18 protein-coding genes and 1 pseudogene are annotated in these 23,173 nt (G+C 57.7%); 3 read left to right on the top strand and 16 right to left on the bottom strand.

What is annotated here, in order from left to right:
* Positions 1-45: 45 nt before the first annotated feature.
* The 3 genes from FZX13_RS02540 to glpX form a co-directional block, all read right to left on the bottom strand.
* Positions 46-1,341 (bottom strand): glucose-1-phosphate adenylyltransferase, encoded by a 1,296-nt coding sequence (locus FZX13_RS02540; RefSeq protein WP_226406965.1) that lies wholly within the window; start codon positions 1,339-1,341, stop codon positions 46-48.
* Between the two features lie 121 nt (positions 1,342-1,462).
* The gene (locus FZX13_RS02535; RefSeq protein ID WP_115023260.1) at positions 1,463-2,761 is read right to left on the bottom strand and encodes a glutamyl-tRNA reductase; all 1,299 of its coding nucleotides are present in this window, start codon (positions 2,759-2,761) and stop codon (positions 1,463-1,465) included.
* A gap of 31 nt (positions 2,762-2,792) precedes the next feature.
* Positions 2,793-3,797, bottom strand: coding sequence for a class II fructose-bisphosphatase (glpX, locus tag FZX13_RS02530; protein WP_115023262.1), 1,005 nt, complete (start codon positions 3,795-3,797; stop codon positions 2,793-2,795).
* Between the two features lie 150 nt (positions 3,798-3,947).
* Between glpX and rpe the strand changes: the two genes are divergently transcribed.
* Positions 3,948-4,631, top strand: coding sequence for a ribulose-phosphate 3-epimerase (rpe, locus tag FZX13_RS02525; protein WP_115023263.1), 684 nt, complete (start codon positions 3,948-3,950; stop codon positions 4,629-4,631).
* A 1,199-nt stretch (positions 4,632-5,830) separates the two neighbouring features.
* Here the strand turns inward: rpe and FZX13_RS02520 are convergent.
* The 10 genes and pseudogenes from FZX13_RS02520 to FZX13_RS02475 all read right to left on the bottom strand — a co-directional run.
* Positions 5,831-5,992, bottom strand: a pseudogene (locus FZX13_RS02520) (RlpA-like double-psi beta-barrel domain-containing protein); the annotation flags it as partial.
* Positions 5,993-6,921: 929 nt separating this feature from the next.
* Positions 6,922-7,248, bottom strand: a complete 327-nt coding sequence (locus tag FZX13_RS02515) for a hypothetical protein (protein ID WP_226406962.1) — start codon at positions 7,246-7,248, stop codon at positions 6,922-6,924.
* Between the two features lie 609 nt (positions 7,249-7,857).
* Positions 7,858-8,778: a c-type cytochrome biogenesis protein CcsB gene (gene ccsB, locus FZX13_RS02510; protein WP_226406960.1), complete on the bottom strand. Its 921-nt coding sequence runs from the start codon at positions 8,776-8,778 to the stop codon at positions 7,858-7,860.
* A 37-nt stretch (positions 8,779-8,815) separates the two neighbouring features.
* Positions 8,816-9,946 (bottom strand): LptF/LptG family permease, encoded by a 1,131-nt coding sequence (locus tag FZX13_RS02505; protein WP_166018403.1) that lies wholly within the window; start codon positions 9,944-9,946, stop codon positions 8,816-8,818.
* Positions 9,947-9,975: 29 nt separating this feature from the next.
* The gene (gene lptB / locus FZX13_RS02500) at positions 9,976-10,704 is read right to left on the bottom strand and encodes an LPS export ABC transporter ATP-binding protein (RefSeq protein ID WP_226406958.1); all 729 of its coding nucleotides are present in this window, start codon (positions 10,702-10,704) and stop codon (positions 9,976-9,978) included.
* The gene (locus tag FZX13_RS02495) at positions 10,701-11,153 is read right to left on the bottom strand and encodes an LptA/OstA family protein (protein WP_370630768.1); all 453 of its coding nucleotides are present in this window, start codon (positions 11,151-11,153) and stop codon (positions 10,701-10,703) included. The genes lptB and FZX13_RS02495 overlap by 4 nt, the downstream gene beginning before the upstream one ends.
* Positions 11,154-11,189: 36 nt before the next feature.
* Positions 11,190-11,546, bottom strand: a complete 357-nt coding sequence (locus tag FZX13_RS02490; protein ID WP_115023270.1) for a DUF309 domain-containing protein — start codon at positions 11,544-11,546, stop codon at positions 11,190-11,192.
* A 50-nt stretch (positions 11,547-11,596) separates the two neighbouring features.
* On the bottom strand, positions 11,597-13,354 hold the full coding sequence (gene typA, locus FZX13_RS02485; protein WP_226406956.1) for a translational GTPase TypA: 1,758 nt from the start codon (positions 13,352-13,354) through the stop codon (positions 11,597-11,599).
* Positions 13,355-13,411: 57 nt separating this feature from the next.
* On the bottom strand, positions 13,412-15,943 hold the full coding sequence (locus FZX13_RS02480) for a U32 family peptidase (protein WP_226406955.1): 2,532 nt from the start codon (positions 15,941-15,943) through the stop codon (positions 13,412-13,414).
* Entirely contained in the window at positions 15,940-16,692 is a 753-nt protein-coding gene (locus FZX13_RS02475) for a D-alanyl-D-alanine carboxypeptidase family protein (protein ID WP_226406953.1), read from the bottom strand. Before FZX13_RS02475 ends, FZX13_RS02480 begins: the two co-directional genes overlap by 4 nt.
* A 108-nt stretch (positions 16,693-16,800) precedes the next feature.
* Between FZX13_RS02475 and chlP the strand changes: the two genes are divergently transcribed.
* On the top strand, positions 16,801-18,183 hold the full coding sequence (gene chlP, locus FZX13_RS02470) for a geranylgeranyl reductase (protein WP_115023276.1): 1,383 nt from the start codon (positions 16,801-16,803) through the stop codon (positions 18,181-18,183).
* A gap of 34 nt (positions 18,184-18,217) precedes the next feature.
* On the opposite strand, the gene FZX13_RS02465 is transcribed toward chlP, so the two are convergent.
* Positions 18,218-18,445, bottom strand: a complete 228-nt coding sequence (locus tag FZX13_RS02465) for a hypothetical protein (protein ID WP_226406951.1) — start codon at positions 18,443-18,445, stop codon at positions 18,218-18,220.
* A gap of 51 nt (positions 18,446-18,496) precedes the next feature.
* Positions 18,497-20,662 carry a glycine--tRNA ligase subunit beta gene (gene glyS, locus FZX13_RS02460; protein ID WP_226406949.1) on the bottom strand — a complete coding sequence of 722 codons (2,166 nt, stop codon included), beginning with the start codon at positions 20,660-20,662 and terminating at the stop codon, positions 18,497-18,499.
* Positions 20,663-20,750: 88 nt separating this feature from the next.
* Here glyS and FZX13_RS02455 point away from each other — a divergent pair, with 88 nt between their 5' ends.
* Positions 20,751-22,493 carry an NADPH-dependent assimilatory sulfite reductase hemoprotein subunit gene (locus tag FZX13_RS02455; RefSeq protein WP_226408227.1) on the top strand — a complete coding sequence of 581 codons (1,743 nt, stop codon included), beginning with the start codon at positions 20,751-20,753 and terminating at the stop codon, positions 22,491-22,493.
* Here the strand turns inward: FZX13_RS02455 and FZX13_RS02450 are convergent.
* Entirely contained in the window at positions 22,457-23,158 is a 702-nt protein-coding gene (locus FZX13_RS02450; RefSeq protein WP_226406947.1) for a M15 family metallopeptidase, read from the bottom strand. The two genes, FZX13_RS02455 and FZX13_RS02450, sit on opposite strands and share 37 nt — an antisense overlap.
* Positions 23,159-23,173 lie beyond the last annotated feature (15 nt).

Here is a 23,173-nt window from a genome sequence, read left to right as displayed (position 1 = left end):
GATTTCGGGGCAGATGGCCTTCCTGACAAGGGTTCAAATCAACGATCAGATCACCGTGCCATCGGGAATGGTGGCGTTTTTCTGAACAACCACAATGCCGTTGCGGATGTAGAAGCCCTGATCCGAACGATCCGCTTCCTCGACGTTGTCCTTGTTGATGATCGAGACACCCGAACCGATGCGAGTGTTCTTATCGAGGATGGCTCGTTTCACAGTGGTGCCCTTACCCACACCAAGTGGGATGCCACCGCGTTCCTGAAGAAGAGCGCGCTCTTCACTCGATTCGAAGAAATCAGAGCCCATCACCAGGGTGTCCTGAAGGACGACGTCACTTTCGATCCGGCTGCGCACACCAAGAACACAGTGGTGGATGCTGCAGGACTTCAAAATTGAACCCTCTCCAACGATCGAATTGGTGATCTGAGCGTCCACAAGTTTGCTGGGGGGCAAATAACGGGGACGGGTGTAGATGGGGAACTTCTCGTCGTAAAAGCTGAAGGGAGGCTTCGGTTGTTGCGTTAGCGCCAGATTCGCTTCATAAAAGGCACCGATGGTGCCGATATCTTCCCAGTAATCGTCAAACACATAACTCTGAAGATTGTCGCCCCTCGCGAGAGCCTCAGGAATGACTTCCTTGCCGAAATCCTTGTGGCCGGGATGCTTGTCGAGCAAGTCAAACAGGGTTTGACGGCTGAAGACGTAAATGCCCATCGATGCCAGATACGGTCTCTCCTTCGCGGAGTCAGCACTCAGACCGAAGCGTGAGGTATCAACAGCCATCTCGACGAGTGAATCCCCCTTTGGCTTCTCACGGAACTCCTTGATGGTGCCGTTTTCATCAGTGCGCATCAGGCCAAACGCTTCCGCCTGCTTGGAATCAACAGGAAGAGCGGCAACAGTGAGGTCCGCGCCTGTGCGGCGGTGATGCTCGATGAAGCGGCTGTAATCCATCCGGTACAGCTGGTCACCGGAGAGGATCAGATATTCATCAACATCCCACTCCTGAAAGAGCCATTGGTATTTGCGTACAGCATCGGCAGTGCCACCAAACCAAGAGGGGCTGTCGGGCGTCTGCTGGGCCGCGAGCACCTCAACGAAACCTCCACCAAAGGTATTACTGAGGTTGTAGGTCTGGCTCAGATGACGGTTGAGCGACGCACTATTGAACTGCGTCATCACGTACATCTTGTTGATGTCGGAATTGATGCAGTTACTGATAGGGATATCAATCAGACGATATTTGCCAGCCAAAGGGACAGCCGGCTTAGCTCGCATTTTGGTGAGCGGATACAGGCGCGTACCAGCACCTCCGCCCAGAATGATGGCCAAAACACGCTTCATGCCGCTATCCCAAATCGGCGTTGCCGCAAGAACTTACTGGAGTTTTTGGCTTAAGAACCGTCTTCGGGAAGAATCAGTCGAGATTACTGGGATTCAGTTCGGGACTGAAAGGCTCAGCAGCTCAAGATGGCTCCAAATTGAACAGTCTTTCCACGATCCGAAGTGCCTGTTGACGATCCTGCCGTGTCTGCGGAGCCCGCAGCTGAGTGACTGGGGTGTGGAGGATCTTATTGATGATCCCCTTGCTCAAGGCCTCAACAACCTTGCGCTCTCTGGCTGAAAAATCAGGCCCCATCCTGCTAAGGGCCTTCTGCAGTTCCTCCGAGCGGATCGATTCCATGGAGGAACGCAGCTGGTTGATCGTCGGCACTGCCTCGAGGCTGTCCCACCATTCCAGGAACTGCTGCGCTTCCTGCTGAAGCAACTGCTCGGCCTCTCGAGCGATGGCTTGGCGAGCTTCCTGATTGCGGGCGACGACCTCCTGAAGATCATCCACATCGTGGGATTCAACGCCGTCAACCTCGGCAGCATCTGCAGCGATGTTGCGGGGAACCCCGATATCAATCAGGCGAAGCTTGCTGCGACGGTTCAGTGGAGCCAGCCGGGACGCGTCAATGATCGGGTCATCCGCAGCGGTACTGGTAAACACCAGGGAACAGGTGCTCAGATACTGATCCAGATCTGAGAGCGGCCTGCACTGAACCGGAAGATCAGGGAAATCGGCAGACAGCTGTTCGGCACGGGCAACAGTGCGGTTCAGCAGCACCACCCCTGAAGCACCCTTGGCCTGTAAGTGCTGAAGCAGCAGACGGCTCATGCGCCCTGCACCAACCACAGCGATCTGCTCACTTTCCAGGGTGACCAGTTGATCAAGACCACGGGACTGCCCAAGCTTCAGCTGGGCAAGCTCAACGGCCGCTGAACTGATAGAAACGGCTCCCGTTCCAAGGTTGGTCTCACTGCGGACCCGCTTGCCTGTAGTGACAGCCTGGGTCAGCAAGCGATTCAGGATCGGGCCCAGTGATTTGTGCTCTTGCCCGAGCCGCATCATCTTCTTGACTTGGGAGAGGATCTGTCCTTCCCCCAGCACAAGACTGTCGAGACCTGCTGCCACCCGCATCAGGTGGTCGACAGCGTCTTCGTGGTGAAAGCTGAACAGGTGAGGGGTCAGTTCACCTGTCTCAAGGCCGGAATGACTGCTGAGGAAGTCGCTGACAGCAGACACGCCGAGGTCGGGGTTCCGAACCAGGGTGTAAATCTCAAGACGGTTGCAGGTGCTGAGGATCGAAGCCTCGAGCACCTGCTCATTCCCGCGTAGCGATTGGAGCGACGTCTCCATGGTCTGCTCAGGGATGCTGAGCCGTTCCCGGATTTCCACCGGTGCCGTGCGATGACTGAGGCCGACGACGGCAATATGCATGGAGACGTTCCTCTCAACCAGTTAGTGACGATCAGCTCAGAGCAATGCTCTGGGCACCGTCTTTGATGTGCACGGTGTTGGTGAAGCGGCAGGTGTTGTCCAGGTTGCTAATCACCAGGCTGCTGGTGCGTGTGCAGTCCGTTTCGAACTTAACTCCATTGAAGAGCAGACCATCAGTGATGCCGCTTCCTGCGAAACAAACATGCTCACCGCAGGCCAGTTCCTCAGCTTCGTAGACCTTGTCGGGATCGGTGATACCCATCTCAGTCAGACGCGCCAGGTTTCCCTCTTTGGTCATGTCAGCCCATTCGGAAGTTTGAGCCACAGCCGGGTCGTAAACCAGCTGGCCCTGGAAATGGCCACCGAGAGCGCGCATGGCAGCAGCAGAGATCACACCCTCCGGTGCTGCACCAATGCCCATCAGGCAGTGGGTACCAGTGCCGGCAAAGCCACAGGCGATCGCAGCCTGAACGTCACCATCAGAGATGGGTTGGATCCGTGCACCGGTGGCGCGGATCTCAGCGATCAGATCCTTGTGACGAGCACGATCCATCACAACGATGGTGAGTTCGTCAGGGGCAAGCCCCAGGCATTCGCTGAGGATCTTGATGTTTTCAGTGGCCGACTTGCGGATATCCACTTTGCCCTTGGCTGCCGGGGGCGCAGCCAGCTTCTTCATATAGAAGTCGGGAGCATTGAACAGACCGCCACGGTCGGATGCCGCAAGAACGGCCATTGAGCCACGTTGGTTGTAGGCACAAAGATTGGTGCCTTCGCAAGGGTCAACGGCGAAATCGACGCCAGGACCATTGCCAGTACCGACCTCTTCTCCGATGTAAAGCATGGGAGCTTCGTCGCGTTCGCCCTCACCGATAACGATGCGACCTTGCATTTGAATTTGATTCATGCGCTTGCGCATGGCATCAACAGCCAATGCATCCGCTTCATCCTTCAGACCTTTGCCGGAGAGCGTGGCGGAAGCGATGGCGGCTTGCTCGACGATCTCGAGAATTTCCTGAATGAGGGTCTGATCCACGGGACTCCGGATGGGGTGGTACGGGTTGGCGAGATCTCCTGGACGGGCAGTTTGCCGCCGCCGCAGTGGATCTCGACGTCTGAGCGCGGCTCACTGTATCAGTGGTTGCAGGAGTCCCTAAAATCACTCGGCATTTCGCGCTCCACTGCCATGAGCACCAAGCCCCTGGTGATCTCGCCGTCGATCCTGTCGGCTGACTTCGCACGCCTCGGCGAAGAAGTGAAAGCCGTGGACGAAGCAGGTGCGGATTGGATCCATGTGGATGTGATGGACGGGCGCTTTGTCCCAAACATCACCATTGGCCCCCTGATCGTCGAAGCGCTTCGTCCCGTCACCCAGAAGCCGCTGGATGTTCACCTCATGATTGTTGAACCGGAGAAGTACGTCCCCGACTTCGCCAAGGCCGGTGCAGACATCATTTCGGTGCAGGTTGAAGCATGTCCACACCTGCATCGCAACCTCGCTCAGATCAAAGACCTGGGCAAAAAAGCAGGCGCGGTGCTCAATCCCTCGACTTCCCTCGACACCCTCGAGTACTGCCTTGAGCTTTGCGATCTGGTGTTGATCATGAGTGTCAACCCCGGTTTCGGCGGCCAAAGCTTCATCGAAAGCCAGGTACAGAAAATTCGCGACCTGCGCCGCATGTGCGACGAAAAAGGTCTTGATCCCTGGATCGAAGTGGATGGCGGCATCAAGGGTGCCAATGCCTGGAAAGTCATTGAAGCTGGCGCCAACGCAATTGTTTCCGGCTCAGGGGTGTTCAACCAACCTGATTACGCTGAAGCCATCAAAGGGATCCGGAACAGCAGCAGCAAAGAAGCTGTTCTCGCCTGATCCTCAGGTCGTTCGAGTGAATAGCACCAAGCCCGGCATCCATTGCCGGGCTTTTTTATGGCCGGCAGACACCATGACCTCAAGCAAGGGCTCAGCTGGGATGGTGGCTTGACGCCATAGAGAACAAGGCCCAGTGGCGGCTTGAGGACCCACAAAGATTCAACGTTCGAGGAATCCACAGTTTCATCATCTCCAAAGATTTGGAGCCACGGTGCAGCAAAAGAGACTCCGATAATTGTTTTATGAACGTTGAAGTCAAGCTGGTTGCAGCATTCCTTGCAATCAATGCTGGTGTTATTGCACTAGCTGTTGCTGGATATGCCAAGGGAGGCATGAACATCAGTGCCGTGCTTCAACACTTGAGCTCATAAGCCAGACGAAAAAAGGCAGTGGCCCACCACTGCCTTTTTGTTGATAACACCGGTCTACAAGCAACGTCCAGCTCTCCAGCTTCTCCACTTGAGTTGAAATACTGATGCTTTAACCAATCGCCTGAACGATGGTGGAACTGTCGAAGTCGGAGGCGTCCAATGCGTGACGACGGTCCAACTCAGCAGAATCTAGAAGCTGCCTGACTGGCCTAACAAGCCACACAGCCAGACGCTTCGTTCAGCTTCAAAGAACGCCAAAAAGGAAGGCCATCCCTGCAAGCAGGGATGGCCTTCCTTTTTGAACATTTTACGTGTGCATAGCTTGCTGACATCAATGGCAAACTGGCAGCACATTGAACAAAGTATTTGTCTTGCCTCTAAAGATCGTTTGATAGTACGAACAAGGCACCACAAGGAAGTGGACCTCAGGTCAGCCGAACAACTCCAGGACGGCAATCACCACAATCAGTGATGTTGAACACAAAACAGAAATCGATATTATGAAAGCATGAAATAACGCGACGACCCACAGGTCACAGCGCGAGATTCACACATAACCAAGGAGAAGACAATGAGCAGACGAGGAATCCATCCACTTCTAAGGGGTCTTGATCGGCCTCAACGGATCGCACCCCCCAGACATCCCGTCCAGCTATCTGGTTTGGAGTCGGCACAGCGGAAACGTTATCTCCGATCAGAAGCGGAGGAAGCAGAAAAATCCATCACAACTTTCAGACATTGGTCATCTCATTGAGGTGACATCGCTCTAACGAAGCGCAACCAAAACAAGGAGACGCTTCATCTCTCCTCGGTCCATGCCTTGCTGGATTAGTCCAACACCTTAAGGCTGACGACGGCATCACCAGCTCCATAGGCAAGGTCGATAACCGAGCCCTTCTTGAAGGGGTAACGGTCGTTGATCACGACAATCACACTTTCATTGGTGTCTCCTCGCTTCACTTTGACCTTTGCTCCCAAAGGCAACTGGAAGTGGGCTGATAAGAAGAGTGTGGGGGAGAGTCCACGTGGGCCTCGATCCCCCTCAGAGGTGGGGAGAGTCCGTTAGGCCTCGATCCCCTTGTGGCGGCCGCTTTCGCTGCCAGACCCACAAGTCCACCATGGTGAACATCGGCAGGAGCTAGCCCACACCACAGGTTTTCTTCAGACTGACGACATGCAAGGTTGATCGCGGCTGTCGCAGACAGCAATCCACCGTTCTGGAGGGAACATGTATGCCATCCATCTCACCCCCTAGAAAAAATATCGTTAGCAATCGCGTCTTTTTATGCAGGCTTACTTGAAAGAGATGTTGGCCGTTTTGGAGAAGCCATGAATATCTCCCTTGAGAGCAATTAAGTAACTCAAAGTTGGTATCAAGCGGATAACTCCATGCACCGCAGTGGGTTTACAAAACTCATCAGAGAAATACACCATCCGCAACGTTGAGCCTTCCCATTGCCTTTAGGTTTCTACTGTTGGCATTCGCCGGAGCAACCGTCGTCTTTGTGGCTAACTCAAGAAAAGACTTCGCCCTTCTCGCAGGCACGTTCCTCGTTGGACTTGGTGCCCTAGAAGCAGTGATGCATGTCTATGGCGGCTGACTGAGGGATAAAAGGAGCCGGGGTCCGCCCGCATCGGGAGTGGATTGCCCACTCTCAACTCGACAACAGACATTGACTATTCCGTTACGGAACAGGATTTTTTTAGAGAAGAGAGGAATTAAGCCCAGTTAGCACTGAGCCCAAATCACATCCTCGTTAAACATCGCTCTGGATGGGATCCGAATTGGATCAGCACCCATTAATAACCATGATGAACGCGATTAACTGTGTATATCGTGACGGTCAAAACAAACAGCTCATCGACATCAAAATCCACCGCGACATCTGGCATTACTGGGGGCGGGATCGGAGGTGTGTTCAGGCCAGTTCAGATAGATCACCTGCCATTACGCGGTTCAGGATGACCTGCTTGATCATTGCGCGGTCTCGTTCCACGTAGATCCTCGCCATGTGATCTGGATTCGACTTGAAGCGCAGGTTGTCCAGAGATTTCTCAATCTTGCCAAGAACCTCTTCAACGTGAGCGCCAGGGTTGTCTCCAAAGCTGTCGTAGTTGGCCAAGACCTTGTCGAGTTTTTTGATCAAGCGCGTGGCGGCAGTCATTGATGGCAAAAAAAATTCTCGATAATTTTGGTCGTAGAAAGCTCTGTTCAACAACTTCGTCAGGCCCTCCACATCTTCCATAAAGCAGTGGTGTGTCATTGATTACACCCTCCTCCTCGGATCCCCCATCAGATTCCTCCTTTCCATGGGGGCTATCCCTCTAGCTCTCGCTACGGGAGCAGAACCACAGGAGAAATGGGAGAAGAAGGGGGATCAACAAACTGATCACACGGGGGAACGAAAGACACCAAGAGGCTTATCCTCATCAGGAAGGCGAAAGCCCATGGAAGTCATATCGCGCTGGAACACTTCTCCCCATTGCCATCACAAACAACAACGCTGTCAAAATAGAGCATGCCGGATCACCCTCATCAAAGAATCACTTGATCATTGAACGCGGAACTGACAGGATTTTTTTTAAGAAGATAACGACTACTACAGCAAAGCAACGAGGATAATATTCGACCCGGAAAACGCCTGCAAATCATCAATATCCAAGAAGAACATTACTCACGCCGATCACTTATCGCCAAAAGTTCACGGCAAGGCGAATCGTATTTAGACACTGCTTGACCACGAAAACACATGAATGAGCCAGAACATTCGGAGCCAATATTTTAAGTCGAGTATTCCGTAGATTGAAATCTCTTCAGGAAGAACACTCCGTGTCAAACGCCATCATTGGCAAGACTACGCGCCAAAAAACCAGCCATAACTGTGCAAACCGATGCCTAGAAGATTGACGCCGATGTAGCAAACAGCAATCACCACCAGTCCCACTACAGCCACAAAAGCAGGACGCCGGCCCTGCCAGCCGCGGCTCAGACGCGTGTGCAGATAAGCCGCATAGACCAACCAGCAGATCAAGGCCCAGGTCTCCTTCGGATCCCAGCTCCAGTAACTTCCCCAGGCTTCGTTCGCCCAAACCGCGCCACTGACAATGCCCACGGTGAGCATCAGAAAGCCAACCGTGATTGTGCGGTAGCTGAGACTGTCGAGTTGCTCATTGGTGCTCAGCTGAACAGATTGCAGCTGAACAGAGCCACCATTCCCTATCGAGGCCGCCTGCCGAAAGCCACCACTGCCGATTGAACTGCTGCGCAGCTCCAGAGCCTGGTCGCGATCCGTGATCAGCACCGCAAGGGACAGAAGCGATCCCACCAGCAAGGCGGCGTAACTCACCATGATCACGCTCACATGCATCACCAGCCAGCTCGAGCGCAGGGCAGGCACCAGAGGAGCCGCTGACTGCAATTGATCTGGTAAAGCAAAGCTGGCAAAGGCAATGCAGCCGAGCCCCATCGGTGTGGCCGCTGCCGCAACGATCGGGGAAGGCCAGGCACGCTCCACCAGCAGCTGGGTGAGTGTGCAAGCCCAGGCCAAAAAGCAGAGTGATTCGTAGAGGTTGCTGATGGGAAAGTGCCCGGATTGCCACCAGCGCAGAATCAACTGGGCCGTGAACAGAAGGTTGGCCATCGCAACCAGCAGGCGCACTAGACCTCCACGGGACTGGCTCGACACCGCCCAGAAAGCCAAAGGCATGGCCACCAGCAGCAATACAAAGCCGGCAAAACCAAGGCTGGTCACCAGCTCAAAAGGCGTGTTCAGCACACCATTTCACGAAGAAATGCCATTCTGACTCGGCAGATCAACGACTGGCCTGTTTCAGCATCAGACCACCCGCACCCAGAAACAAAACCACAGGAAGCCATGCCGCCAGGAGGGGGGGAAGGGTGCCCTTCACTCCAAGCGAACTGAAGCTGAAGCCGATCACGTAATAAACGGCGATGATCCCAAGCGTGAGCACGAACGAAAAGCTGCGGCTGCTGCGGTAACTGGGCTGAGCACCGAGGGTGGCTCCAAACAGGCCGAACACCAGACAAGCCATTGGAACCGTGAACTTCTCCTGGATCCGAACACGGATCTTGCGAGCTTCTTTGATGCTTCCGGCCTCCTCATAGACCCTCTGAGCCTGCAAGGCTTCGCCCACGGTCATGTTGACGGCATCTTGCTCAATCCCAGCCAGACGTACGGGTCCGGAGCCAAGGGGATAGACATAACGATCAAAATCGGCCTTGGTCGAACTGCCATTGGCCGCCAAGGTCAGAATCTGCCCATCGAGGAAATCCCAGCTGGCCTGATCCTCATTCCAGATAGCTCTGTCCGCACGCAACATCTGCGTGAAACCAGATCGAGAGAAATCCAGAACCGTCACATCCACCATTTCGCCGTCCTGAAACTTGCGGGAATAGAACAGTTGGTTCAGGCCCTTGCCGTCTTCCTCACCCTGGGAATCGATGCGGCTGCCGAAACGTGGATAAATGATGTCGCGACCTGTCTCACTAGCGAGTGAGCGCCCCAAGGCTCGCTTCAAGGTGACCTCTGCATAGCGTTGGCTTCGGGGAACCACCACGTCGTTGAGGACGAAGGTGAACAGGGTCATCACCATCGAAAGAACGAGGGCCGCACTGATCATCCGCACCGTGGTGACACCGAGGCTGCGCAGGGCGGTGAGTTCACTGTTCGCCGAAAGGCGGGTGAATACAAACAGCGATGCCATCAGGGTTCCGATCGGAACGGAGAAGGCCAGCCAACGCGGGATGCTGAACAGCAGAACCTGCACCGCGATCGTGATCGGCAGGTTCTTATCGACCATCTGTCGCACCAGCTCAAACATCACCCCGCCGGTAAGCAGCAGAAGGGTGAACAGCGCGATAAAGAACAGCAGAGGGCCCAGGAGTTCCTGGAGCAACCAGCGGTCAAGAAGAGCCAGCCGCATCCAGGTGGCCCGTTTAAAACGTTCCAAAATCACAGCTGGAATCCCTCCCCGAGGTAGTAACGCCGCACCTGGGGATCGGCTGCGACCTCATCGGAGCGTCCTGCAGACAACACCGCTCCATCGTTAAGGATGTAGGCACGATCGGTGGTGGCCAGCGTTTCGCGCACGTTGTGATCGGTGATCAGGATGCCCATGCCCCGTGAACGCAATCCCTCAATCAGCAGTTGAAGGTCGGCGACAGCCAGGGGATCGACACCAGCGAAGGGTTCATCCAGGAGGAGATAAAGCGGTCCATTGACACCGGAGGCCAGCGCTCGGGCAACCTCACATCGACGACGTTCCCCTCCGGAGAGTTGGAAGCCACGGCGGTTCATGAACGCCGTGAGATGGAAGTCTTCAATCAGCTGCTGGCGCCGGTCCCGCCGTCGTTCAGGGCTGAGATCGGTCTGCTCAAGGGCAATATCCAGATTTTCGCGCACGGTGAGATTGCGAAAGACACTGGCTTCCTGGGGCAGATAGCCCACACCGAGACGGGCCCGTTGCGGCATGGGAAGGTCTGTGACACGCCGACCATCAATAACCACCTCACCCTGATCAGGGCAGAGCAGACCAATCACCAGATTGAAGGTGGTGGTTTTTCCGGCTCCGTTGGGGCCGAGCAACCCGACCACCTCGCCAGGAGACAGAGCCAGATCCAGATCCTTCACCAGCTGACGCCCCCCCAATGTGATGGAGACGTTTGACAGTTCCAGGGTCATGGCGCCACCGGTGTGGTCACGGGAGCGCCGTCCAGCACAGACTGGCTGGGCTGAAGTGTCCATTGACTGAACACCTGCTGGCCAGGAAGGGGATTGGCAATCGCCCTTCCTTCCTCCAACAGGTAGGTGAACCGATCGGCACGGAGAAGATTGCCGTCGGTCTGGATCACGTCGACATCACCACTCAGCACAATCCGATCTTCTTCAGTGAAGTACTGCGCCTGACGGCTTGTGGCCACCAGGCCCCGGTCGGCATGAACCAATCGAACGTTGCCACTGGCAGTGATCACACCCGTGCTGTTGTCTGCCGATTGCAGGTCGGATTCGATCGTGATCACACCGGCTTCAGCAGCTTGCTGGGACTGCGCAGGGAACAGAGGGCAAAGTGCAGCCAGAAGAGGCAGAAAGAAAAGAAGGCCCCCGGTACGGAGCATCGCCTTGGCTGCCACGCAATCAATCCACAGTTGGTTGAGGTTACCGGCGCTTCAGCTCTGCAACCGCAAAACAGGGACAGTGCATGACTCGGGATCCCCATCCAGCTGAAGTGCTTCAAGACGTTGCTGCGCCGCACCGCACAACGCCTCAAGATCAAGACCCAGATCCGGTGTACCTGGACGTTTCAGCCGTCCAAGCGCTTCGCCGTACAGGATCGTTGCACCTCGCCGGTTGCCCCGTTGCAGATGCAACTGCGCGACAGCAACCTGCAGGATTCCCTGCAGGCTGCGCCGCTCTGGATCAGCCGTTTCATGCCACAGCTCCTCAAACACATCGTGGGCGGCGTACCACTCACCTGCGTTGAAGAGCTCCAGGGCCTGATGAAAGCGGGGATCCGCTTGGGGCATCAGCGCTTGGCCTTCGCCGGCTTCTTGCCAGGAAGCTTGCGCAGACGAATCTACTCCGGCGTCACTTCGAGCATCTCATCGGGTCCGATGTATTCCAGAGCCCGTTCCAGGGTCATCTGAACCGGCGCTTGCAGCGTGTCCAGTTCCTCCGCACCGGCGGAGCGCATGTTGGTGAGCTGCTTGGTCTTGCAGACGTTGATCTCAAGATCCTGGGGTCGGTTGTATTCACCGATGATCATCCCTTTGTAGACCTTGGTTCCCGGGCTGATGAAGAACTGGCCACGATCCTCGGCATTCTTCAGCGCATAGAAGGTTGCCGTTCCTTCTTCGAAGGCGATCAAAACACCGTTCCGACGGGTGTCGAAGTCACCCATCATCGGGCGGTATTCATAGAAGGAATGGCTCATGATTCCTTCGCCGCGGGTGGCCCGGATGAATTCACCGCGGAAACCAATCAGACCGCGGGATGGAACGATGAATTCCAGCTGGGTACGGCCGTCAGCACTGGTTTCCATGTTCTGCATTTCGCCCTTGCGGGTGCCCAGTTTTTCGATGCAGCTTCCAACCGCTGGTTCAGGAACATCCATCACCAGGGTTTCAACGGGCTCGCATGGGGTGCCATCGATGGTGCGGTAAATCACCTGAGGCTGAGACACCTGGAACTCATAGCCCTCACGACGCATGGTCTCGATCAGGATGCCGAGGTGGAGCTCGCCACGACCACTCACCGAGAAACGGTCCGGTGAATCGGTGTCTTCGACACGCAGGGCCACATTGGTGAGCAACTCACGCTGCAAGCGGTCACGCACCTGACGACTGGTGACGAACTTGCCTTCCTTACCTGCAAACGGGGAATCGTTGACGACGAAGGTCATCTGCAAGGTGGGCTCATCCACCTTGATCAGTGGCAAGGCCGTGGGTTCATCCGGGCAGGCGATCGTTTCGCCGATATTGACGTCGTCAAAACCAGCCACGGCCACCAGGTCTCCGGCGGATGCCTCTTCGATCTCGATGCGTTGAAGGCCTTCGAAGCCCAGCAGCTTGCTGATGCGACCCTTCTTAACGGAGCCGTCGTCCTTAATCAGAGCAGCATTCTGGCCCTGTTTGATTTTTCCGTTGTGAACGCGACCAATGATGATCCGGCCGAGGAAGTCGGAATAATCAAGGGTGGTGATTTGAAGCTGGAGGGGCTTCTCGGGGTCACCAACCGGCGGCGGAACGTGGCGAAGGATGGCATCGAACAGCGGACGCATGTTGTCGCTGTCGGTCTTCATGTCGGGCTTGGCGAAGCCTCCGAGACCACTACCGAACAGATAGGGGAAATCACACTGATCGTCGTCGGCCCCCAGTTCGATGAATAGATCGAGAACCTTGTCGACAGCGGTCTCGGGATCCACACGGGCACGGTCGATCTTGTTGACGAACACGATCGGACGGAGCCCTTGCTCAAGGGCCTTCTTCAGCACGAAGCGGGTCTGGGGCATCGGCCCTTCATTGGCGTCCACGATCAGCAGACAGCCGTCCACCATGCCCAGCACGCGCTCCACTTCTCCACCGAAGTCGGCGTGCCCCGGGGTGTCAACGATGTTGATCCGCGTGTCGTTGTAAGTGACCGCAGTGTTCTTCGACAGGATCGTGATGCCCCGTTCACGCTCCAGATCGTTGGAGTCCAATACACAGGTGGGCACCGCTTCGTTGTCGCGGAAAATCCCTGACTGCGCCAACAGCGAGTCGACCAGAGTCGTCTTGCCGTGGTCAACGTGGGCGATGATCGCGATGTTGCGGATCGCCTTGTTGTTGGCGCTCATGCGGGCTGACCGTAAGAATTTGTGAAGAACGCCAAAGGCGCAGTGCGACAGGTTATCTCAACGTGAGAATCGACTGGTGCGCTCAGGACCCCTGATCCGCAGACTGCCGCGGGTGACCCCGAGCTGGTGGTGGATCCGCTCCTGAGACCACACGTCCTGGGTGGCCATTCGACCCGCCATAGCCTCGGCATAGAGGCTGATCCGACGGCGTGTGGCGGCAGCATCCTCATCGAGGAGTTCAAGCCGAATCCTGCGCACGCCTGCCCGCAGCAGCGACGGAAGCGCTTCCACCCCGGATTGCGCAGTCCCATTGAAGAGCGTGTTGCGACAGCCCAAATCGGCACGCAGGGGATGGTCAACGCCACTGCGATCCCTCAGCGTTACGTGGTGCTTCTCGCAGGGACGACCGCAGTCGGTGTGGTCTTTTCCGTCGGACAAAAAGGCACAGAACAGGCAATGCTCCATGTGGAACAGAGGCATGTGCTGATGCAGGGTGACCTCCAGCAAAGCTGGATCAACAGCAGCCGCCAAATCCAGCAACTGCTGAAGGTTGAGGTCGTAACTCGCGGTAATGCGCTGCAGCTTCCAATGGTCGCGATACCAGTGAAAACTCAGAGGATTGGCAGTGTTGAGGGAAAAGTCGCCGATGCAGGGGGCCAAAGGGGTCAACACCTCCAGCTGATCGGCATTGCGCACGAGAAAACCGTCAGGGCGAGCGCGAATGAGTGGCTCAAGGCTCCAGCGTTCGTCGGGTCGTGTGATCCGTGCCCCGGCCAGCCAGAGTCCATCCGGCCAGCAGCCTCGCCCCATTGCCACCGCTTCCCTTAGCTCTCGGGGCTGCTCAAGGTCCGCAACCACCGACTGGACCGGCAGGCCCTCGTCGGAGAGATTCACCAGTGTCTGCAACTGCTCAAGACTGCGCACCAGAACAACCAGACCCGGCGCCGTCTCGCTCTGCGGGGCGAGAGATTGGGGACACATCCTGGCCAGCAGCTGCTTGGCATCCGCCCGTTCGGAAGCAGCCGGGATAGAAGCTGAGCCTGTTGTGTCGTCCAGCGAGGCCTCCAAAAGCTCAAGCAAAGCCCTGCGCATGCGGTTCAGCTCAGCCACAGGCAGGAAAAGATCTCCCTGCAGCTGGATTTCCAGAGACTGAAGCGACCAGCCCGTCCCCCCCAGCCGTCCCAGTTGCTCCTGGAGCCGTTCACGATCGAGGGGGCGCTGGGAGGCTTGCTGCAGCGGCATCATGCTGCTGAGCTTGAGATCCAAGCCCTGCGGGGCCAGCAATTGCAGTTCGAGCGGTGCATCCAGCCGACCGGACACCCGCAGTGCCAGATCCCGGGACCGGGCCTCCACCGATCGGCGCGCAGCACGCTGCCAACGGGACTGCCAGTCGGGGTCGCTGGTGAGCCACACCGACGCTCCAGGGCTCAAGCCAGAGAGATCCGCACGATCCGGACCCAGCCGCAGCTTCCAGCGTTCGGCGCCCATCCGCTCACACACCATGATCCGGCCACCGATTTCCCGTGGTGGTTGCAAGGGATCAGACGAATGTTGTTCCAACACGATCCCCTGACCAGGATGCAACTGCTCTCGACTGCGCAGGTGCAACCAACCGCCCCGTTCAACCCGAAGCAGCTGCCCCAGCAGGGGACCACGCTTTTTGCTCCAGCGGCCATGCACAAGGCGACGGTGGTTCACCCCCTCCAGCCAACCGGTGGAGAGCCCCCTGGAAAACGCCAGCTCCAGCTGGCGTTGAACCTGCGGAGCCGAGACGGGGCTCAGATCCAAGCGTTGCCGATAGGCATCGGTTACGGCAGCCACATAGGCCGCATCCTTTAACCGCCCCTCGATCTTCAGACTGGCCACGCCGATCCGCTGCAACTCCGGCAGGAGCTCCCAGGCAGCAAGATCCTGGGGTGACAGCAGATAGCGCTGATCTTCGAGAGCGCGGGGCTCACCATCCACCACCATTTCGTAGGGAAGACGGCAAGCCTGAGCACATTCGCCTCGGTTAGCACTGCGCTGGCCAAGGGATTCACTCGTCAGACACTGCCCGGAATAGGCGACGCAAAGGGCGCCATGCACGAAAACCTCCAACGGCATCACGAGGTTCCGCTGGGCTAGTTGCGCCTGCAGGCGCTCGAGATCACGAAGGGCAAGTTCACGGGCCAGCACAACCCGCTGACAACCAAGCGCTGCAGCCTGGGCAATCCCCGCTGAGCTCGTAATCGACATTTGGGTGGAGCCATGCACGCAGAGATTCGGCACCAGGCGCTGAGCCAACCGACAGAGCCCAACGTCCTGGACGATCACCGCATCAACAGCCGCCTCGTCGGCAGCAATCAGCAACTGTGCCGCTGCCGCGAGTTCATCACTGAACACCAGCACGTTGAAGGTGAGGAAGCCCTTCACATCGCGCTGATGCAGCCATTGCATCAGCTCAGGGAGGTCATCAAGTCTGAAATTTTCCGCCCGCTGCCGAGCATTGAAGGCATCAACACCGAAGTACACCGCATCAGCGCCGGAGGCGACGGCCGCCTGCATCGCAGCCCAGTCGCCAGCAGGAGACAGCAGCTCAGGGACGGTCAAGGATCGCGCCTAGAGAAGCGACGGGCCGCCTCAAAGAGACGCAATGCATCCGCATTGCCCTGATAGCGCCAATGCCAGGGTTCGTACATCACACCTTGCTGATTTCCCTGAGGGAAGGACAGAACAAAGTGATATCGAGCGGCATGGTCCTGCAGCCAGCGAAAAGCGTTGGTGTCTTGAAAGCTCTGGGAGAGGTTGGTTTCAGGAACCCGGCCATCACCAAGATCAACGGCATAACCAGTGCTGTGCTCGGAGTAGCCCGGTGGAGCCGATACCTGGGCACGTTCCTCTGCAGTCTGATTACGTTCCGAGGCCACATCAAAAAAAATGGACTCCTGCAGGGCCAACGAGCGAAACCCGCTGAGCAAGCGGAGATCGACACCGTCGGCCGCAGCGGAACGCATCATCGTGTCGAGGGCATCGGCTGCCTCCAAATTCAGTTCAATCCCCGGTTGAAACACGATGAGTTGATCCGCTTGCGCTTCGCGATAAGGGAAGTGCCCCAACAGGCGTCCATCCGCATCGGGACGTTCACGAAAGCCTGAAATCTCGAGGGTCTGCGTGGGTTGCCGTCGAGACAACAGGGTGGGAGCGACCAGCACCGCTACCAGGGTTCCAGCGCAGACAAGTACAAGTCCGAAAAGCAGACCAACAGCGCCATTTCCCTTTCGTTGACGCGGCGGTCGTGTCCGACGGGCGACCGGAATATCCTCCCGCTCGGTGCGTCGCGCAGAGGATGCCCGAACCAAAGCGCTGATGCGTGTTGTTTCGATCGTAAAGGCACTGGCCAGTTCGACCCACAAAGGTCGTTGTGACAGTGATAGCTTCAAAAAACAATCCAGCGGAGACGGGCTGAGATGTTGCGAGTTGCGGTGATCGGCGGTGGCCCCAGCGGCTCCTGTGCTGCAGAGATTTTGGCCAAGGCAGGAATTCAGACCTGGCTGTTTGAGCGCAAACTCGATAACGCCAAACCCTGTGGAGGTGCCATTCCTCTCTGCATGGTTGAGGAGTTCGAGCTTCCGGACGAGATCATCGACCGCAAAGTGCGCAACATGAAGATGATTTCCCCTTCCAACAGGGAAGTGGACATCAAACTTGATCCCCTCGGCTACGACGACAACGCCTACATCGGCATGTGCCGTCGGGAAGTCTTCGACGCCTTCCTCCGCAACAGAGCCGCTGATTTAGGAACGACCCTGATCAATGGTCTGGTGCAGAAGATCGACACCGGTACCGACCGTCAGGGGCCATACACCATTCATTACGCCGACTACAGCGGCGGCGGCCCCACTGGAGAGCAGAAAACCCTCGGTGTCGATCTAATCATCGGTGCTGATGGCGCCAACTCACGGGTGGCGAAAGCCATGGATGCCGGTGATTACAACGTGGCCATTGCCTTCCAGGAGCGGATCAAGCTTCCGGCCGAGGAGATGACCTACTACGAGGATCTCGCGGAGATGTACGTCGGCACCGATGTGTCTCCTGATTTCTATGCCTGGGTGTTCCCCAAGTACGACCACGTTGCTGTGGGAACCGGAACCATGCAACAGAACCAGAGCCTGATCAAGGGTCTGCAGAAGGGCATCCGTGAACGGGCCAACAAGCGCCTGTTCCAGGGCGAAGTGATCAAGGTGGAAGCCCATCCCATCCCTGAGCACCCTCGTCCGCGACGGGTTGTAGGCCGAATGGCGCTAGTGGGCGATGCAGCTGGTTACGTCACCAAGAGTTCAGGAGAAGGGATTTATTTCGCTGCCAAGAGCGGCCGAATGTGCGCTGAAGCGATCGTGGAAATCTCCAACAGCGGTGCTTCCATCCCAACGGAAAAACAAATCAAGTCGACCTACATCAAGCGCTGGGACCGGAAGTACGGCGCCACCTATGCGGTTCTCGACATCCTTCAGCGCATTTTCTACCGCAACGACGCCGCCAGGGAGGCCTTCGTCGAGATGTGCGACGACAAGGACGTACAGAAGCTGACCTTCGACAGCTATTTGTACAAGCGGGTGGTGATGATGAATCCCTGGCAGCAGATCAAGCTCACCCTTCGCACTGTCGGCAGCTTGATCCGAGGCGAGGCCCTGGCTCCGTCGAAGTACAACCCTGTTCCCTCAGCAGTTGGTCGTTCAGACGGCGATTTTCTTGCCGAGGAAGCTTCACAGCAGATCAAGGCTCAGGCCACTGAGTCGAAAGGATCCAACTCCAAGGAAACGGAGTCGAAAGAAAAGGCCGGCGTCTCCTGAGGAGGCCGGCCCCAAACAACCCTGAAGTTGCTGGTTAGTTGCGCGACTCCATCGCTTTGCCAGCAGCATCTTTGATCCTTTCAATCCCCTGCTCAATGTTTTTGGCGGGGGATGTTTCTTTCTTGGTCGTCGACCAGACGTTGACGGCGTATATGGCTGCTGCCGCCACGATGATGGCCGCGATCACAGTTCCAAGGCCATTACCTCCTTGGCGGATCACGACAGGCTGCTGCTGGGTGGTGTTGGTCTCTTGTTCAGGCATTCCAAAGGAATGGACTGGCTCCTGCTTAGCCACTGGGGCAGGAGCTGCCATTCATTTGGATTGAATCGATTCAAATTCAGCCAAGACAGAAGCCTGATTCCGCAGAACGGCCAGCAGGTTGAGGCGGTTGAGCCGCAAGTCGGGGTCTTCGACCATCACCATCACACTGGTATCACCGTCGAAGAAGGCCTGAAGAATCGGGGTTGCGGCCACCAGCGCATCGGCTAGAGCTTGATACGACCGCTGCTGAGCCAAAGGTTGCAGCTGCTCCAGTGCGGCGAACAGATCCTGCTCACTGGCCGACTCGAAGCGTTCAGCCTGAACCACATCGCCAGCAACAAGCTGATCCCGTGCCAATTCGCCCTTCTCGGCCAGCTTGGTGGCCCGTTGAACAACCGCTTGCACGGCATCCAGCTGGCCGCTATCCCGGAGAGCACGCAACAGCTGAAGCCGCTGTTTCACGTCGAGAGGATCACTGAGCAAACGCTGGTTGGAAACGGCGTCTCCAGCAACAGCCTGCACCAGATCCGGAGCAAAGCCGTCGTCTTCCAGCTGGGAGACGATTCTCTGACGCATGAGCTGGCAAAGATCGTTGTGGAGCTGACTGGAGTCGACCGCAAAGGCCGGGAACAGGGCAGCCCACTCGGCCACGGCATTGGTCAAAAAGGCCATGAGGTCCAGCCGCCAACCCATCCCCCAGAGAATCTGCAAAACACCGTTGCCAGCACGGCGCAGGGCATACGGATCTGAGGATCCCGTCGGGCGCTCGCCTTTGGCAAAGATACTGAGCAGCAGCTCCAGCCGTTCCGCCACGGCCACCACAGCCCCCGCAGGCGTTGCTGGTAGGTCATCACCGGCACCTCGGGGCAGATAGTGCTCCACCACAGCAAGGGCGACCTCGCGGGGCTCTCCCTCCTCCAGGAGGTACTTACCACCCATCAGGCCCTGGAGTTCCGGGAACTCGCCCACCATCTGACTCACCAGGTCGTTCTTGCAGAAATGAGCTGCTCGCAGGGCCGCATCCGTAACGGCTTGATTGAGACCGAGTTGCTTCAACAGCAGCCCCGTCAGCCGCTCGATCCGCTCGGAGCGGTCGAGAAGACTGCCAAGCCCCTCAGCAAAGGTGACACGGTCAAGAGACTCACGCCTGGATGCGCTGGATTGACGTCGGTCGACATCAAGAAAGAATTCGGCATCCGCAAGACGCGCTCCGAGAACGCGCTCATTGCCGCGGACAATCAGGGAGGCTGCCGGAGCCAAGCCGTTGCCCACCAGCAGGAACTGAGGACGAAGCACCGCATCAGCGGTCAGTCGCAGCGGATCGGATTGAAGGTCAGGCACTTGCAGCGGCACATAACGCTGATGGGCCTGCATCACCGTGCTGATCACTTCGGGGGGGAGCTGCAGGAAACGCTCAGCGATGGTTCCCTCGAGGACCCTGGGATCCTCGACAAGGTCGACGAGTTCCTCGAACAGGGACTCTGGACAGTCGGGAGTTCCGTTGGCGGCCTCAGCCGACTGATCAAGACTGGTACGGATCCGTTTAGCTCGCTCCGTGCGGTCAACAACAACACCGGCAGCGTCGAGGGTCTCAGCGAACGCATCCGCCGATGCGATGGAGAGCGGCTCGTCACCATGAAGCCGGTGGGCACGGCTGAAGCGATCGCTGCGGACCTCAGGGTCAGCGCCATCCAGCACCACAGGAATGACCTTGGAGCCCTGAAGGGCGAGCAACCAGCGGATGGGGCGACTGAAGCGCTGGGCTCCCGTTCCCCAGCGCATGAACCGCCGCCCTTGGAGGGCATCGATCCATTGGGGGATCAGAGCCTGAAGGAGATCAGCACTGGCTTGACCAGGGGTCAATACCGTTGCAAAGACGCAGGGGCCCTTTGGCGTCTCTCGCTGTTCCAGCGCTGAGGGATCGACACCGCAACGCTTCGCGAAACCGATCGCCGCAGGTCCGGGAATGCCGTCCTTGAAGGCTTGAGCCACGGGGGGACCTTTGCGGTCTTCCTGAAGATCAGGTTGTCCGTCTTCCAGATCGGCGACGGAGACCACCAGACGCCGGGGGGTGCCGAACACCGACACAGCCCCGTGCCCAAGCCTTGCCTCACGCAAGTCGCGACTGACCCGCTGCTCAAGCTGGGTCAGCGCTTGCTTGACGAAATCAGCGGGAAGCTCCTCGGTGCCGATTTCCAGAAGAAAGGTTGCCGTCACGCCAAGGTCAGAGCCGGAGGCGACTGTATTGGAAGCCGTTTCGCTACGTTCAAATCAAGAAGTCCTTTTCGGGGTGGGGGAAAGCTCCTTGACAGTGGCGGAAACCGGATCTCAATCCCTGTCTAAGGCGGAGCAGCGCAAGCTGGACAGTGACTATCTGCGCGACCCATTGCTGAGCGAGCTCAGCAACGATGAGGTTCGCTTCACGGAAGATGCCGTTCAACTGCTGAAGTTCCACGGCAGCTATCAGCAACATCACCGCGAACTGCGAAAAACCGACAAGGTCCGCAGCTGGCAGATGATGCTGCGGCTGCGCAGCCCAGGGGGACGCATCCCCGCCAGGCTCTTTCTGGCCCTGGATGAACTCTCCAATCGTCTGGGTGATGGAACCCTGCGGGCAACCACCCGCCAGGCCTTCCAGATGCATGGCATCCCCAAGGCTGATCTGAAAGAGGTGATCGGCACCATCGTTCGCAACTTGGGCTCGACCTTGGCGGCCTGCGGAGATATCAACCGCAATGTGATGGCGCCTCCGGCTCCCTTTGAGAAGGGCGGGTATCCCGTTGCACGCCGCCTGGCAGATGAGATTGCGGATCTACTCAGCCCTGAGGCTGCTGAGGGGGCTTATCTCGATCTCTGGGTGGATGGTGACCTGAGTTATCGCTTCAAGCCCAGCCGCGCCGTTCGGAAGGCCAGGAAGCGCCAGAGCGAAGACGGTGTGTTTTCAGGCAGCTCTGAGGAGCCTCTGTACGGGGACACCTATCTCCCCCGGAAGTTCAAGGTGGCCGTCACCGTGCCGGGGGACAACTCCGTGGACCTGCTCACCCAGGACATCGGTCTGGTGGCCTTTACCGATCCTTCAGGCGAGCTTCGGGGCTGCAACGTCTATGTCGGCGGTGGTATGGGTCGCACCCACAACAAGGAGGAGACCTTCGCCCGCACCGCAGACCCCCTTGGCTACGTCGAAGCCGTTGACGTTCTCGATGTGGTTCAGGCGATCCTGGCGTTGCAACGGGACCATGGTGACCGGGAAGTGCGTAAGCACGCCCGCATGAAGTACCTGATTCATGACAAGGGCATTCAATGGTTCCGCGAAACCCTTTGCGCTACCTACTTCAAGGGAGCACTCAAAGGTCTGCGCAATGAGCCAAAGGCCAAACTGCTCGACTACCTCGGCTGGCATCGGCAGAAGGCAGGGATGTGGTTCGTGGGGCTGCCCCTGCTATGCGGTCGCCTGAACGGTGATCTGAAAGCGGGACTGCGGCAACTCGTCGAGACCTACCAGCTGGAGATTCGTCTCACAGCCAATCAAGACCTGCTCCTTTGCAACATCGGTACCTCCCAGCGCGCCAGCATTCGCACGCAGCTTGAGGCGATGGGCTTTGAGGTGCCTGAAGCACCAGCCCGCCTCGCCAGACATGCCATCGCCTGCCCAGCACTGCCCACCTGCGGCCTGGCGATCACCGAATCGGAGCGCATCCTTCCAGATGTTCTTGATCGCCTGGATGCCCAGCTGCGGCGGCTCGAGATCGAGAAGTCGCTCCTCGTGCGCATGACCGGCTGCCCCAATGGCTGTGCTCGGCCTTACATGGCGGAGCTGGGATTGGTGGGCAACGGAGTCAACCAGTACCAGCTATGGCTCGGTGGGACCCCCAACCTCCAACGTTTGGCGCGTCCCTACATGGAGAAATTACCCCTCGACGATCTTGAAAAGACCCTCGAACCGTTGCTGCTGAGCTGGAAGGCCGCCGGTGGTCGACGCAGCTTCGGGGATCACATCGAAAAGCTGGGGGATCAGGAAGTGAGCGCATTGTTAGCGGCCTCGGCATAGACCGCTACAGCAGCACCCTTGCGCCAGGCCCAGAGCTGATCACCGAACGAGTAGTGCCACCACTCGTTCGGGTGCTGGGCGAAGCCGGAAGCATTCATGACATCGGCCAGAAGCTGCCGACGTTGATGCCAGCAGCGGGCATCGGGATCCTCCTGTCCGGCGTAATGCTCGGGCTCTGAAATCGCACCAATGGCATCGATCTCTCCACCCATCTCCAGCGGGATTCCCTCACGGCTACTGAGGGTGAGATCAACAGCGGCACCGGTGCTGTGGGGTGGCGGTGTGGCTGGATCGCGGCTGGGGGCGGCCCAGAACCGCCCCACATCGGCAACCACCCGGTCGAAGGCGTCCCCCGACATCAGTTCAACCCCGCGTTCGCGGCAGAGGTCGGCAATGCTGTGCTCCACCATGAAGGCCTGCACCGCGATCGGACGCCACGCATCGAAAATGCTCAGGCGAAGGCTGGGGTCGTGATCGCTCAGACGCTGCTGCGCCTTCAGCAGACGCTGAACCACCCCTTGGCGCAATTGGAAGGGATTCCCTGAGGCCCCATAGGGTGCACCGAGCGCCATGTAGGGATGGGGTTCCATCCGCAAGAACTCCCGAGGGAGGTCTTGCAGCGGCTCACCGCACTCCTCGATCGGGATAGGGCTCCAGGGGCGCATCGAATCGTTGAGAGG

Origin of the sequence: Synechococcus sp. MU1625 (genome assembly GCF_020514205.1) — a bacterium.
GTDB lineage: Bacteria > Cyanobacteriota > Cyanobacteriia > PCC-6307 > Cyanobiaceae > Parasynechococcus.
Note: the sequence above shows the minus strand (reverse complement) of the source record. Positions and strands in the feature narration are given on the sequence as shown.